9 protein-coding genes and 1 riboswitch are annotated in these 15,050 nt (G+C 72.6%); of the genes, 5 read left to right on the top strand and 4 right to left on the bottom strand.

The features are described 5' to 3' along the window. Positions 1–103: 103 nt before the first annotated feature. Together ACFU3E_RS15685 and ACFU3E_RS15680 are read right to left on the bottom strand one after the other, a co-directional pair. Entirely contained in the window at positions 104–2,488 is a 2,385-nt protein-coding gene (locus tag ACFU3E_RS15685; RefSeq protein WP_384157261.1) for a DUF5682 family protein, read from the bottom strand. A gap of 85 nt (positions 2,489–2,573) precedes the next feature. After that, positions 2,574–3,704, bottom strand: a complete 1,131-nt coding sequence (locus ACFU3E_RS15680; RefSeq protein ID WP_384157258.1) for an AAA family ATPase — start codon at positions 3,702–3,704, stop codon at positions 2,574–2,576. A gap of 145 nt (positions 3,705–3,849) precedes the next feature. Here ACFU3E_RS15680 and ACFU3E_RS15675 point away from each other — a divergent pair, with 145 nt between their 5' ends. Together ACFU3E_RS15675 and ACFU3E_RS15670 are read left to right on the top strand one after the other, a co-directional pair. Continuing rightward, positions 3,850–5,205 carry an SWIM zinc finger family protein gene (locus ACFU3E_RS15675; protein WP_384157255.1) on the top strand — a complete coding sequence of 452 codons (1,356 nt, stop codon included), beginning with the start codon at positions 3,850–3,852 and terminating at the stop codon, positions 5,203–5,205. A 133-nt stretch (positions 5,206–5,338) separates the two neighbouring features. Continuing rightward, positions 5,339–7,018 (top strand): DUF5691 domain-containing protein, encoded by a 1,680-nt coding sequence (locus ACFU3E_RS15670; RefSeq protein WP_384157251.1) that lies wholly within the window; start codon positions 5,339–5,341, stop codon positions 7,016–7,018. 209 nt (positions 7,019–7,227) lie between these two features. Here the strand turns inward: ACFU3E_RS15670 and ACFU3E_RS15665 are convergent, their stop codons facing one another. Beyond that, complete coding sequence (locus ACFU3E_RS15665) at positions 7,228–7,644, bottom strand: cobalamin B12-binding domain-containing protein (RefSeq protein ID WP_384157248.1); 417 nt, start codon at positions 7,642–7,644, stop codon at positions 7,228–7,230. 523 nt (positions 7,645–8,167) lie between these two features. On the opposite strand from ACFU3E_RS15665, the gene ACFU3E_RS15660 reads away from it, so the two are divergent. Both ACFU3E_RS15660 and ACFU3E_RS15655 read left to right on the top strand, forming a co-directional pair. Continuing rightward, complete coding sequence (locus ACFU3E_RS15660; RefSeq protein ID WP_384157245.1) at positions 8,168–9,031, top strand: lipase family alpha/beta hydrolase; 864 nt, start codon at positions 8,168–8,170, stop codon at positions 9,029–9,031. A gap of 219 nt (positions 9,032–9,250) precedes the next feature. Beyond that, positions 9,251–10,804 carry a M23 family metallopeptidase gene (locus tag ACFU3E_RS15655; protein ID WP_384157242.1) on the top strand — a complete coding sequence of 518 codons (1,554 nt, stop codon included), beginning with the start codon at positions 9,251–9,253 and terminating at the stop codon, positions 10,802–10,804. A 58-nt stretch (positions 10,805–10,862) separates the two neighbouring features. Here ACFU3E_RS15655 and pcrA read toward each other — a convergent pair whose 3' ends face one another. Next, on the bottom strand, positions 10,863–13,340 hold the full coding sequence (gene pcrA / locus ACFU3E_RS15650) for a DNA helicase PcrA (protein ID WP_384157239.1): 2,478 nt from the start codon (positions 13,338–13,340) through the stop codon (positions 10,863–10,865). A gap of 314 nt (positions 13,341–13,654) precedes the next feature. Then, positions 13,655–13,827, top strand: a riboswitch (cyclic di-AMP (ydaO/yuaA leader). Between the two features lie 8 nt (positions 13,828–13,835). On the opposite strand from pcrA, the gene ACFU3E_RS15645 reads away from it, so the two are divergent. Beyond that, complete coding sequence (locus ACFU3E_RS15645) at positions 13,836–15,014, top strand: NlpC/P60 family protein (protein ID WP_384157234.1); 1,179 nt, start codon at positions 13,836–13,838, stop codon at positions 15,012–15,014. Positions 15,015–15,050: the final 36 nt, after the last annotated feature.

The raw sequence follows: 15,050 nt of genomic DNA, 5'->3' as shown, positions 1-15,050 counted from the left end.
ATCACCGGCACGGTCGTCGACGGCCGCCTCTGCGCCCCGAGTCCGCCCGTCACGATGTCTCCCGCTTCCGGTGCCGTCGTCCGCTCCGTCCGCACCTCGGTCGTCATCCCGTCACCCCCACCAGGTTGTTGCCGGTGTTCTCGTCCATGTCGTCCAGTCCGAGCAGCAGCCGCAGGACCGGCAGCACGGCGTCCGCGCGCACCGTGTCGAGGTCGGCCGCGAAGCCGGGTATGCCGGAACCGGGGGCTGTCTCGCCCCCTCGGGCTCCCGGTCCGCGCCGGACCAGTTCGCCGAGGGTCCGGCGCACTCCGGGCTCGTAGGCCGAGAACGTCCGCCGCAGCAGGGGCAGTACGTCCGTGAAGGCCTCGGCCGGCACGCCGGTCAGCCACGTGTCGACCAGTCCGAGCAGCCGCTCGTCGTGCACCAGGAGCATCCCGCCCCCGGAGCCCCCTCCGACGAAGCCCTCGATCCACGCGGCCGCGTCCGCAGGCGGTGTACCCGGTGACAGGACGAGCCCCATCAGCAGGGCCGCCTCGTCCTGGGCCAGCTCCCCGTCGTCGAGCAGGAGCCGCACGGCCCGCCCCCGGATGACCCCGGGCACGGTGTCCCGCCCGGACAGCACCCGCAGCACCGACTGCCAACGGCCTCTCAGAGGGCCGTGCCCGGCCGCGGGGGCGTCGCCCAGGAGGCCCACGGCCCCGTGGACCGCGTCCACATGGCCCCGCATCTCCTCGGCGGCGTCCGCGTCGAGCGCGGCACAGGCCGGGGGAAGACCGACGAAGACCCGCTCGGCCAGTCCGGCGGCGACCTCCGCCAGGGCGCCGGTGTCCGTGCCGCGCACGTCGCCGTAGCGCAGGGAGCGGACCAGGGCCGGGAGCGCCTGGGCGAGATGGCCGACGTCCGTGTCCAGGGCCGCCCGGTCGGCGAGGACCCGCATCACGATGGGAAGCGCGTCGGGCAGTTCGGCCAGCAGGCAGCGCTCGGCGAGCCCCGTGACGTCGGCGAGGCCTTCCGCGGTGACGGCGTCCGCCTCGGCCTTCGCGGTCGCGGCGGACAGGACGGTCGTCCCCCACACCCCGGCCTCGGCGACCCGTACGGACAGCTCGGGCTCCCAGCGCAGCCGCCACGTCTCCCTAAACGTGCCCGTGCTGCCCCGCGAGGTGGCCGGTTCGCCCCAGGCGATGCCGAGCAGTCGCAGCCGGTGCAGCAGCCTGCTGCGGGCGGCGTCGTTCTCCTTGCGCAGGTCGAGCTCCACCTCCCGCTCCAGCGCCTCCGGTTTCAGCCTCAGCCGGCGCTGCAGCCGGGTGAGGTCCCGCTGCAACGGCACCGCAGGCGCCGACGGCGGCACCTCCCCCAGCACGTCCCCCACGACCAGCCGGTCCCGCACCAGCGCCAGCGGCACGTCCGAGCCCTCGCACATCACCGCACGCACCGCGTCGGTCGTCTCGCTCAGGCCGGGCAGCGGACGGCCGCGCATCGCCGCGAGCGTCTCGGCCAGCCGCACCGCCTCGATGACATGCGCGGAGGAGACGATCCGGTCCTCGGCGCGCAGCAGTCCCGCCACCTTGGTCAGCCACCGCTCCACCGGCCGGTCCGGGGCGCCGAACAGGTGCCCGTACCAGCCGGGCGAGTCGATGCCGGCCCCGTACCCGCTGGTCCGGGACAGCCGGCGGTGCGTCCACGGCACCCAGGTCATGTCCGTCCTGACCTTGGGCAGTCCCTTCAGCAGCGCCTTGTCGGCGGCGACGGTGGTCTTCTGCCGCAGGGCGGGCACGTGCCAGGCGCCGCAGACGACGGCCACGCCGTCCTCGAACTCCCGCTGCGCGGCGCGCACCTGGAGCCGCATGTACGCCTCCCGCACCAGGTCCCGGTCGTGTCCCCCGCTGCCGTACGTCTCCCGCAGCGCGCCCATGGCCTCCTCGAGCGCGGTGAACGACGCGAGCGCGTCGCCCTCCCCCGCACCCCGGTGCTCCACGACGTCCTCCCACCACCGCTCCGGGTCGTCGTAACCGGCGGTGCCGGCGAGCACTCCGAGCGGGTCGATCCGCAGGTCGGCGGAGCCTGGGCCGCCGGTGTCCCCGTCCGCCGCCGCCTCTGTGTCCGGAGGGACTTCACCCTCCCCCTGCCTCCCCCAGGCCAGGGTGTGCGTGGCCGGCAGATCGATGAAGCGGGCCGGGACGTCGTGCTCCAGGGCCCAGCGGAGGGCGACCCACTCCGGGGAGAACCCGGCCAGCGGCCAGAACGCCGAACGGCCGGGCTCGTCCACGGCGTGGGCGAGCAGGGCGACCGGCGGCCGCATCTCCCGGTCGGCGGCGAGCGGGATCAGGGGGTCCGCCTCGGGCGGCCCCTCGATCAGGACGACCCGCGGCCGGGCCTCCTCCAGCGCCGCCCGCACCGCCCGCGCCGACCCCGGCCCGTGATGCCGCACCCCGAGCAGCACCGGTCCCGCCGCGGCCCCCTGGCCCACGACCCTTTCCACACCGGTCACTTCATCCCCCTCCCGTCCCGCACGTCCGGGCCCGAACCCGTCGGCGACCGCTGTCCCATCACCCGGGGCCACCGCCCCGCGTCGCTCACACGCTCACCTCGCGGCAGGCCCGGTAGAAGTCCTTCCAGCCGTCACGCTCGCGGACGACGGTCTCCAAGTACTCCTGCCAGATGACCCGGTCCGCCGCCGGATCGCGGACCACCGCGCCGAGGATGCCCGCGGCGACGTCGCCCGGCCGCAGCACGCCGTCGCCGAAGTGGGCCGCCAGGGCGAGCCCGTTGGTGACGACGGAGATCGCCTCGGCCGTGGACAGCGTGCCGCTGGGCGACTTCAGCTTCGTCCGGCCGTCGGCCGTGACCCCGTCGCGCAGCTCGCGGAAGACCGTGACGACCCGGCGGATCTCGTCGAGCCCGTCGGGCGCGGCCGGCAGGTCGAGGGAGCGGCCGATCTGGTCGACGCGCCGCGAGACGATGTCGACCTCGGCCTCGGGGCTCTCCGGCAGCGGCAGCACCACCGTGTTGAAGCGGCGGCGCAGGGCGCTGGACAGGTCGTTGACCCCGCGGTCGCGGTCGTTGGCCGTGGCGATCAGGTTGAAGCCGCGGACCGCCTGCACCTCCTGGCCCAGTTCCGGTATGGGCAGCGTCTTCTCCGACAGGATCGTGATGAGGGTGTCCTGCACGTCGGCCGGGATACGGGTCAGTTCCTCGACGCGGGCCGTCATGCCCTCCGCCATGGCCCGCATGACCGGGCTGGGCACCAGGGCGTCGCGGCTCGGGCCGTGGGCGAGCAACTGCGCGTAGTTCCAGCCGTAGCGGATCGCCTCCTCCGGGGTGCCGGCAGTGCCCTGCACCAGCAGCGTGGAGTCACCGCTGACCGCCGCGGCCAGATGCTCGGACACCCAGGTCTTGGCCGTGCCCGGCACGCCGAGCAGGAGCAGGGCGCGGTCGGTGGCGAGCGTGGTGACGGCGACCTCGACGATGCGGCGCGGGCCGACGTACTTGGGGCTGATCACCGTGCCGTCGGGCAGGGTGCCGCCGAGCAGGTACGTCGCGACGGCCCACGGCGACAGCTGCCAGCGGGCCGGGCGCGGACGGTCGTCCTGGGCGGCCAGCGCGGCGAGTTCCTGGGCGAAGGCGTCCTCGGCGTGCGGTCGCAACGCCTGGGTCGCTTTCGTCTCCCCCGCTTCGACGGACGTCGGCTCCACGGACACGGTCATGGCAAAGTCCCCCTCCAGCTCGCCCGGTTCGGATCTGGCACCAACGTTGCACCACACCACTGACAATGCGTTCCGACCTGCGAAAACGCTCCGCCGGGGGCGCTCGCGGACCCGATTGTCAGTGGGGGGATCTACCTTCGGCGACATGACTCAGCAGGGGGTGCGCTGGACCGCGGAGCAGGTGCTGGCACTGGCGCCTGACGCGGCATCACGCAAAGCGGGAAGCAAACTCGGCGCGGCGGGGCCGTGGTCGGAGGCGGGGTGTTCCGACGAGGGGACGGTGTGGGGGCTGTGCAAGGGCAGCGGAAGCAAGCCGTATCAGACGGTCGTGGACATCGCGGACGCCGCCGGGCCCGCGTACAAGTGCAGTTGTCCCAGCCGCAAGTTCCCGTGCAAGCACGCGCTCGGCCTGCTGCTGCTCTGGGCCGCCGACGCGGCGGCGGTGCCGCCGGGGCAGGCGCCGGAGTGGGCCGGGCAGTGGACAGCGGGGCGGCGCAGGCGCACTCAGGAGAAGAAGGCCGGGGACGGCTCCGGTGCGCCGCCCGGGCCGGCTGATCCGGAGGCGGCGCGCCGCCGGGCGGAGCGCCGGGCCGAGCGGGTCACGGCGGGCGCGGTGGAGCTGGAGCAGCGCCTGGCCGATCTGCTGCGCGGCGGCCTGGCGGCCGCGGAGCAGTCGGGGTACGGCCTCTGGGAGGAGACGGCGGCCAGGATGGTCGACGCCCAGGCGCAGGGGCTGGCGGGCCGGGTGCGGGAGTTGGGGGCGATCCCGTCCACAGGGCCGGGCTGGCCGGTGCGGCTGCTGGAGGAATGCGCCCTGCTGCATCTCCTCGGCCAGGGCTGGCTGCGCCGCGAGCGGCTCCCGGACGGCCTCGCCGCCACGGTCCGCTCCCGCATGGGCCTCCCGGCCTCCGCGGACGGCCCGCCGCTGCGCGACCGCTGGCTGGTCCTCGCCCAGTACGACACGACGGACCCGCGCCTGACGACCCGCCGGATCTGGCTGCACGGCGCCGCCTCGCACCGCACCGTGCTGCTCCTCTCCTACGGCGCCGCCGGCCGCGCCCCGGAGCCGGCGCTGCCGGTGGGGCTCAGCCTGGAGGCCGAGGTGTCCGCGTACCCGGGCGCCGGGCAGCCGCGGGTGGCCCTGGGCGAGCAGTTCGCCCCGCCCGCTCCCACGGCGATACGTCCGCCGGGGACGACCACGATGCGGGCGGCGGCCCGTTACGGCGACGCCCTGCGCGACGACCCGTGGCTGGAGTCCGTCCCGGTGACGCTGGACCGGGTCGTTCCGTCCCCGGACGGCGACTCCTGGCAGCTGGCGGACGCCGACGAGGACGGGGCGCTGCCGCTCACTCCTGCCGCGCGTTCCCGGCCGGGCCTGTGGCGGCTCGTCGCCCTGTCGGGCGGGGCCCCGGTGAAGGTCTTCGGCGAATGCGGCCACCAGGGCTTCACCCCGCTGACGGCCTGGCCCGAGGGCCCGGGCGACGCGGTCGCGCTGTGCTGAACCGGCGGCGGTCCCGCGCACAGCAGGTCGGCCGATCCCACGCATCCCAGAGATCCACGAATTTTTCAGGCATCACGGGACAACCGGTGAGAGCGAGCCTTCAACCACCGGGCGCCCCGCGGAAAGGAAGCTCATGACCAGGACCTCCACACCCGTGGACGCGCCCGGCGCGGACACCTGGGAGGGGCTCGTCACCACCGCGCTGCTGGGCACCGACCGGCGCACCCCGCCGGGCACCGCGCCGGGCCCGGACGCCGCTTCGGCCCTGCTGGACGCGGCGGCCGTTCAGACCGTGCGACGGCGGGCCGGTCTGCGCCCGGCGCGGGCGGCCGAACGTCCTCGGCCGGCTCCGCAGGACACGCGTCCGACGCTGCCGCCGGCGGCCGCCCGAAGGCTCGCGATGCTGCTGGCCGACCGCCCCGGCCCGTCCGGCGGCGGCCGGCGGGGCACCGCGCCCGACCTGACGGAGCTGCTGCCGCAGTGGCTCGCGACGGCGAACGCCCGTGGTTTCGCACCGCCTCCGCAGGTGCTTCCGGCGTTGCTGGACGCGGCCCGGGGGCGTACCGACCTGCGTCCGGCGGCGCTGGAGTTCGCGGGGCCGCGGGCCCTGTGGCTGGCACGGCTGAACCCGGACTGGCGGTTCGCCCTGCGCGCCGCCCCGGGCGGCGGAGCGGCCCTGCCGCACCCCGAGGACGACGACAGGATCCAGCAGCTCTGGCAGGAGGGCCTGTTCGCCGAACGCGTCGCCCTGCTGTCCGCCCTGCGCTCGCGCGAACCGGCTCCCGCACGCGACCTGCTCGCGACGACGTGGGCGACGGAACGGGCCGAGGACCGGCTGATGTTCCTCGATTCGCTGCGCGCGGGCCTGGGCCCGGACGACGAGCCGTTCCTGGAACAGGCCCTGTCCGACCGCAGCCGCAACGTCCGGGCGACGGCGGCGGAGCTGCTGTCGGCCCTGCCCGGTTCGGCGCTCGCCGCGCGGATGGCGGTCAGGGCGGAGGCGTGTGTCGCCATCGACCACGTGCGGGCCGCCCAGGCCAGTGGGACCGGCCGTGAGGACGAGGAAACCGGAGGGAACACGCGGACCATTCCGGCGATCGCCGTCGAGGCGCCGCACGAGTGCGACCCGGGCATGGAGCGCGACGGCGTCGTGGCGAAGGCCCCGGCCGGTCGCGGTGAACGGTCCTGGTGGCTGGGTCAGCTGGTGGAGGCCGCACCGCTGGGCACCTGGTCGCGGCGGCTCGGCGGGCGCACGCCCCGGGAGATCGTGGTGCTGCCGGTGGCGGACGACTGGCAGGGCGAACTGCACGCGGCGTGGTGCCGGGCGGCGGTGCGCCAGCGGGACGCCGAGTGGTCACGCGCGCTGCTGGGCGAGCCGTCGGCGCCGGAAGCGGGCGGTCCGGGCGCGGTGTCCCTGGCCGAGCGCGCCAAGCTGCTGGGCACGCTGGGTGCTGCCGAACGGGCCGAGTGGGTGGCCGGCTTCATCGCCGCGCACGGCCTGTCCGAGGCCTTCCAGCTGCTCGGGGTGTGTGCGGTGCCCTGGGCGGCGCCGCTCGGCAGGGCGGTGGTGGACGCGCTCAACATCGCTCGGGACGCGGGGAGTTATCCATGGAGTTTCAGCGGAGTCATGGGCTTGGCCGAGCGCTGTCTCGACCCGTCCGAGGCCGCCCGGCTCGATGCTCTGCTGGCCGTACCCGACGAACCGGAGAACGCGTCCCCGGGAGCCGGCGGCTACTGGGCGGAGGCGTTCCAGCGCCTGGTCACGACCCTGCGCCTGCGTGCGGCGATGACCGACGAGCTGGGAGCCGCCTGACCCTCTTCCGCGCCTGCGGCGGCGCGCGCCGCGACCCGCTCGATGACGGGCGCCTCGCGGCACCCGGCCTCACGTGCCCTACGGCAACCGGCTGCCGCGAGGCATGCCACCGATCGGGACGGCCGCCGGAGGCAGTCGCCCGTCCCCGTCGAACCGAGAGTGCGTCGCCCCTGGCCGGGCAGGGGCGCCCCGGTGGGACCGCCGGAGGTCTACGCCTCCGCGGGCTGGCGCGCGTTCGTCCGGACCCAGTCCACGATCGACGCCGTCGTCGCGCCCGGGGTGAAGATCTCCGCGACGCCCTTCTCCTTCAGCAGGGGGATGTCCGCCTCGGGGATGATCCCGCCGCCGAAGACCAGGATGTCCTCCGCGTCGTGCTCCCTGAGCAGGTCGATCACCGCCGCGAAGAGCGTGTTGTGCGCTCCGGAGAGGATGGACAGCCCGATCGCGTCGGCGTCCTCCTGGATCGCCGTGTCGACGATCTGCTCGGGAGTCTGGTGGAGCCCGGTGTAGATGACCTCCATACCGGCGTCACGCAGGGCCCGCGCGATCACCTTGGCCCCGCGATCGTGGCCGTCGAGCCCCGGCTTGGCCACCACGACGCGGATCGGACCGGCTGCCACACCCATCACTGCCTCCATGAAGCGACTACATCCATCCGTACCGACAAGTACCGCACACATCGGGCAAGCCGTACACGCCGCACCGCACGGACAACCCGCCCCGAACCGTCCGGGCAAGTGAACGAACGTTATCTCCAGGATCCCGCAACCGGCAGTTTCGCGGCGGATACCGAGGGGGAAATCACACGATGGGACAAGCGCAAGGGGAGCCGCATCGAGGTTGCCGTACCGCCGCGCCATCCAGACGCACCACGGCGGCACGGCACCTCGGCGAAGGCACGCAGGGCACGTACCGCACGCACGGCACGCAGGGCAGACACGGCGCATCAGCGGGGAACCTCGTCACCCCACCGTTCGGGGACCTCCGTCGTACCACCGGCGTCACACACGCCACACGCCGCGCTCTGCCCCCGCGGCTCACGCGGCTCACGCCGCTCGTGCGGTCACCGACGGCCGTCTTCGCAGCTGCTTTCCACGAGGGCACACGGGGGGCGGAGCCGTCCTCCCGCGTGCCGACAGGAGGTCGGCCATGAAGGTCACCAGGGCTGCTCTGCCCTTTCTTCCGTTCTGCGAGCGCCTGCTGCCGGGCAGACTGGCGGGACTCTCCCTGGCTCTCCTGAAGGCCACCGCCCTGGAGATCGCGATCCTGGCCGGGCATCTCCTTCTCTATCCATCCGGCATCACCCAGGAGCGGCGCGCCCCCGCCCCGGCACTGCCCGCGGACGGCGCCGCCCAACTGCCCACGGAAGCCAAGCCGCCGGTCGTCCTGCTGCACGGCTTCATCGACAACCGCTCGGTCTTCGTCCTGCTGCGCCGCAGCCTCGCCCAGCACGGCAGGCAGCAGATCGAGTCCCTCAACTACTCGCCGCTGACCTGGGACATACGGGCCGCCGCCGAGCGGCTCGGCCGGCACATCGAAGAGGTCTGCGAGCGCACGGGGGCCGGCCGGGTCGATGTCGTCGGGCACAGCCTCGGCGGCCTGATAGCGCGCTACTACGTGCAGCGGCTCGGCGGTGACACACGCGTGCGGACCCTTGTCACGCTCGGCACGCCGCACTCGGGAACCCGAGTGATGCCCTTGGCGGACGCGCACCCCATCGTGCGCCAGATGCGCCCCGGCTCACCGGTGCTCGAAGAGCTCACTCTGCCCGCCCCTGACTGCCGAACGCACTTCGTCAGCTTCTGGAGCGACCTGGACCATGTGATGGACCCGCTGGAGACGGCCTGCATCGACCATCCCGATCTGACGGCGCAGAACGTGCGCGTGACCGGCATCGGCCATCTCGCCCTGCCCGTGCACCCCGCCGTCGCCCACGGGATACGGCAGGTCCTCGACACGGCCCACCCGGGTGAACCGTCCGCCGAACACACCGGCGATCTGACGGTCGCCTGAGACTCGTCACACTGCGGTCACTCGACACCACAACCCTGATCAACCTCGAACAAACTTCGAACACAGAACCAAACCCGTGCCCGCAGTCCGCCAAAACACGGCCGAATGCCCGTTTCCTGCGCGCGCGAAACCTGCCGAAGATTGTCGTGCCCGCGTACCGCCGGGTACAGTCACCGCACTGCTCTGGCAGCCCCTGTTGTCGAGGCGAAAGAGAAGTTGGTGAACGACCGTCACCCGTCGGGGACCATGACCCCGGCTCCGGCTTCCGACGCCGCCTCCGCGCACTACGGGTCGTACGGCACCCAGGAAGCCCAGTACGGCGACTTCACCACGTACGGCGACTACGCCGCCACCGGATTTGACGCCACCGGTGCCACCGCAACCGGTACCGACGGCACCGGTTTCGACGCCACCGGGCACGCCACCGCGAGCTTCGCGACCGACCCCCTCTTCGGCGACATGCCGGGCAACGGCCACGACACGGGCGCCTACGACGCCGGTCACTGGCCCACCGGCACGCACGAGAACGTGCACTACGACGCGTACGCGGCCCAGCACCACGCCGCCTACGACACCGGCGTCTACGACACGGCCTCCTGGACGGCCGAGCAGCAGCCGATGTCGGCCATCCCGTCCCAGGCCCCGTCTCCCGACGCCACCGGGCAGTGGGAGACCGGCGCCTGGCTCCAGCCCGACCAGTCCGGCAACCCCGCCGACCACACCCAGCAGTGGGAATGGGGCACGCAGAGTTTCGACACGGGCGCCTACGACGCCACGCAGTGGAACTCCGACGGCACCGCCGCACCGGATCCCGACGCGTACGAGCACCCCGCTGAAACCTTCGACCAGTACGAGACCGCGACGTTCGAGCAGGTCGGCTACGGCGAGTCCGACGGGACCGGTTACCACGACCCCGCCGCGGAGGGCGACGAGCCGGAAACCACCGGTGAACTGCCCGTCGTCACGCCTCTCCTGGACGGCCAGGAGGACGTCACCCCGGCCCCGTCGTCGCGGGCGGCCGCGCGCGCCGGTTCCCGTTCCCGCCGCCGTACGCCCCCCAAGCGCTCGGCGCTGATGACCATCGCGGTGCCCTCGGCGTGTGTGATGGGTGTCGCCGGGATCGCCGCCGCCTCCGTCGGCACCTTCGCCGACGACAGTGCCGCGGAGGCGCAGACGATGGCGGCGGACGCGCAGCCGGTCAAACCAGCCGCCGCCAACAACAAGCTGGACACACAGCTGCAGAGCCTCTCCGCCGGTGCCGACGACTTCGCCGACCGGGCCAGCCGTACGCAGGAGCGCATCGATCTCAAGGCCCAGCAGGCGGCCGAGAAGAAGCGGGCGGCTGAGGAGGCGGCCCGCAAGGAGCGGCTGCGCCCCAAGTTCGCCCTGCCGGTCGCGCGGCACGGACTCAGCGCCACCTACGGCCAGTCCGGCATCAACTGGATGTCCCTGCACACCGGCATCGACTTCCCCGTCTCGTACGGCACGACCGTGATGGCCGCGACGGACGGCACCGTGCGCACGCAGTGGAACAGCGCGTACGGCAACATGCTGATCCTGACCGCGAAGGACGGCACGGAGACGTGGTACTGCCACCTCTCCACCTACACGGTCGCCTCGGGCACGACCGTGAAGGCCGGCGATCCGATCGCGCGCTCCGGCAACTCCGGCAACTCCACCGGCCCGCACCTGCACTTCGAGGTGCGCCCGGGCGGCGGCTCGGCGATCGACCCGCTCCCGTGGCTGCGCAGCCACGGCATCGACCCGACGTAACGTCCCGGCAGCCCCCGCCCGTCGGGCGAGCAGGGGCCCACCGGCTCACCTCACGGTGCTACAGCTTCTCCACCGGCGCGTACCGCAGCAGCAGCCGCTTCGGCTTGGTGTCGCCGAAGTCGATCGTCGCCTCGGCGTTGCCGCCCGTGCCCTTGACCCCGACGACGGTGCCGAGCCCGAACTGGTCGTGCGTGACCCGGTCGCCGACCGCCAGTGACACCACCGGCTTCTCGGCGGTGCGGCGCGTGGCGAAACCCGAGGCGCCCGACGCCGAGGAGCGCGAGCGGGACGAGGACAGCGAGGCCGCCACCGCCGAGACCGGCCCGGAGGACGCGGGTGCGGTCGCTCCCGTCCGCTTCCACTCCACGTGGGTCGGCGGGATCTCCTCCAGGAACCGGGAGGGCGGGTTGTACGACGGCTGGCCCCATGCGCTGCGCAGCGTGGACCGCGTCAGATACAGCCGTTCCCGCGCGCGTGTGATGCCGACGTAGGCCAGGCGCCGCTCCTCCTCCAGTTCCTTGGTCTGGCCGAGGGCGCGCATGTGCGGGAAGACGCCGTCCTCCATGCCGGTCAGGAAGACGACCGGGAACTCCAGGCCCTTGGCGGTGTGGAGGGTCATCAGGGTGATGACGCCGTCGCCGTCCTCCTCGTCGGGGATCTGGTCGGAGTCGGCGACCAGCGCGACCTGTTCGAGGAAGTCGGACAGGGTGCTCGGCTGTTCCTCGCCGCGCTCCTGCTCGAACTCCATGGCGACTGCGGCGAGTTCCTGAAGGTTCTCGATCCGGGTCTCGTCCTGCGGGTCGGTGGAGGCCTGCAGCTCGGCGAGGTACCCGGTGCGCTCCAGTACGGCCTCCAGCACCGTGGCCGGTCCGGCGCCGGACTCGACGACGGTACGGAGGTCCTCCATCAGCGTGTTGAACCGCTTGACGGCGTTGGTGGAACGCGCGGCCATGCCGTACGCCTCGTCGACCCGCTTGAGCGCCTGCGGGAAGCTGATCTTCTCCCGCTGGGACAGGGCGTCGATCATGGCCTCGGCGCGGTCACCGATGCCCCGCTTGGGGACGTTGAGGATCCGGCGCAGCGGCACCGAGTCCTCCGGGTTGGCCAGCACGCGCAGGTAGGCCAGGACGTCCCGGACCTCCTTGCGCTCGTAGAAGCGGACACCGCCGACGACCTTGTAGGGCAGGCCGACGCGGATGAAGACCTCTTCGAAGACACGGGACTGGGCGTTGGTGCGGTAGAAGACGGCGACGTCGCCGGCCTTCGCCTCGCCCGCGTCGGTGAGGCGGTCTATCTCCTCGGCGACGAACTGCGCCTCGTCGTGCTCGGTGTCGGCGACGTAGCCGGTGATGCGCGCACCCGTGCCGGCGTTGGTCCACAGGTTCTTGGGGCGGCGGGACTCGTTGCGCTCGATGACCGCGTTGGCCGCGCTGAGGATGGTCTGGGTGGAGCGGTAGTTCTGCTCCAGCAGGATCGTCGTCGCGTCCGGGTAGTCCTCCTCGAACTGGAGGATGTTGCGGATCGTCGCACCGCGGAAGGCGTAGATCGACTGGTCGGCGTCACCCACCACGCACAGCTCGGCGGGCGGGACCTCGGCTTCCGGCGGCACGTCGACCGGGTGCTCGGAGGTGCCGACCAGCTCGCGGACCAGGGCGTACTGGGCGTGGTTGGTGTCCTGGTACTCGTCGACCATGACGTGCCGGAAGCGGCGGCGGTAGTGCTCGGCGACGTCCGGGAAGGCGCGCAGGAGATTGACCGTCGTCATGATCAGGTCGTCGAAGTCGAGGGCGTTCGCCTCGCGCAGCCGCGACTGGTACATGGCGTAGGCCTGGGCGAGGGTCTTCTCGAAGCCGTCGGTGGCCTGTGCGGCGAAGTCCTCCTCGTCGATCAGCTCGTTCTTCAGGTTGCTGATCTTGGCGCTGAAGGACTTCGGCGGGAAGCGCTTGGGGTCGAGGTCCAGGTCGCGGCAGACCAGGGCCATCAGGCGCTTGGAGTCGGCGGCGTCGTAGATCGAGAAGGAGGAGGTGAAGCCGAGCTTCTTGCTCTCCCGCCTGAGGATGCGGACGCACGCGCTGTGGAACGTCATGACCCACATGGCGTTCGCGCGCGGGCCGACGAGCTGCTCGACGCGCTCCTTCATCTCGCCGGCGGCCTTGTTGGTGAAGGTGATCGCGAGGATCTGGCCGGGGTGCACGTCCCGCTCGGCGAGCAGGTGGGCGATGCGGTGCGTGAGCACACGGGTCTTGCCGGAGCCGGCGCCGGCCACGATGAGCAGCGGGGAGCCGGAGTGCACGACGGCGGCGCGCTGGTTGTCGTTCAGCCCCTCCAGGAGGGCGGCGGTGTCCACCGCCGGGCGGGGGGCACCGTCCCGGTAGTAGGCGTCCCGGTCCGGGGGCACGTCGAACTTCCCGCCGAACAGATCGTCCGGAACCGGCTCCGGAGCGTGATCGTCCTCGGGCGGCGGCGGGGGCTCGTCCGCGGGGCCCCGCTGGGCCTGGAGGTTCGCCAGGAAGTTGTCGTCAAAGAGGCTGCTCATCGCTCTCCGAGTCTAGGGCGCCTCACTGACAGCCCGCCGCCGCCCCGAGAACATCGCCGCCCGCCCGCACGCCCGCCGACCGCCCGGCGGCGCATTGTCGCCCTCCATGACCGCATGATCACGTCCTGCTACACCCCCCGCAAATGCGGACCATCCATGACCAAACCTCCTCGATCGTTCACTCTCCGCAACGCTCAGGAACGAGGTCACGAAAATGTATCGGGCATATCACCCATCAACCTTCACAAGGGCCACACGAGTTGGCTACGGTGCGACCGGGCCGCATGACCCCCACCGGCGAACGTCGCCGGGCCGCGCGGCCTCCGCCGAGTCCGGTGTGCCGCAGCGGCAGCCGGAGCCGGGGACCCAACCGTGAACCTGGGGTGAATCGGCCCGACTCCCTGTGCGGAGAAGGCCGTAGGGCAAACCTTCCGAAGCACCCGCCCGAACCCGACAGCTAACCCGGTAGGCGGAACATGGAAGGAGTCGCCTCCCTTGGCGTCGCACCGCAAGTCGCGTCCTACGGGTACGCGCGTGGCAGGCATACGGCCCCCCGCCCTCGCAACGGCGGCCCTCACGTCCGTGGCCCTGCTGTCCCAGTCGGCCAACGCCGCCCCCGAGGCCGACGACAAGCCCAGCCTCGAGGAAGTCGAGAAGAAGGTCGACGACCTGTACCGCCAGGCCGAGTCGGCGACCGGCAAGTACAACGCGGCCAAGGAGAAGACCGCGAAGCAGCGCAAGCGCGTCGACACCCTCCTGGACGACGTCGCCCAGCGCACCCAGAAGCTCAACGAGGCCCGCGAGGAACTGGGTTCCTTCGCCTCCGCCCAGTACCGCACCGGCGCCGCCGCCCCGGACACGGCGACGTTCCTGCTCGCGGACACTCCGCAGGACTACTTCGACCGGACCCAGCTGATGGACCGGATGACCGGCCGTCAGAAGGCCGCGGTCGACGACTACGTCACGCAGCAGTCCGAGACGATGGAGAAGCGCCAGGAGGCCACCGAGAGCCTCGAGACGCTCACCGAGTCGCAGGGCGATCTCAAGACGGCCAAGGCCACCGTCCAGCGCAAGCTCGCCGACGCGCGCGAGCTGATGTCGAAGCTGACCGCCGAGGAGAAGGCCCGGCTCGCGGCGATCGAGAAGGAGAAGCGGGAGGAGGCCGCCCGCAAGGCCGACGAGCTGGCCCGGCAGCAGGCCGCGCAGCAGCAGGCGCAGGACGAGGCCGCCCAGCAGCAGGACAGCGGGTCCTCGTCGTCGGGTTCGCCGGGCTCCGGCTCATCCTCCTCCACCGCGCCGGCCGACTCCTCGTACGCCACCAAGGCCGACAAGGCGCTCGCCTTCGCCCGCGCCCAGATCGGCAAGCCGTACGTGTGGGGTGCCGTCGGCCCCGGCTCCTACGACTGCTCCGGCCTCACCCAGGCCGCCTGGAAGGCCGCGGGCGTCACCCTGCCACGCACGACCTACGACCAGGTGAACGCCGGCACCACGGTCCCGCTCTCCCAGGCCCAGCCCGGCGACCTCGTGTTCTTCTACGACGACCTCTCCCACGTCGGCATCTACATCGGCAACGGCATGATGATCCACGCCCCGAAGCCCGGCACGTATGTGCGCGAGGAGTCGGTCTACTACGACGGCGAGTCGGCGATCCACAGCGTGGTGCGCCCGGCCTGAGAAGTCTCGTTACGAGAGGGGCACGCGCGCGTGCCC

The organism is Streptomyces sp. NPDC057424 (assembly GCF_042803315.1).
Classification (GTDB): domain Bacteria; phylum Actinomycetota; class Actinomycetes; order Streptomycetales; family Streptomycetaceae; genus Streptomyces.
Note: the sequence above shows the minus strand (reverse complement) of the source record. Positions and strands in the feature narration are given on the sequence as shown.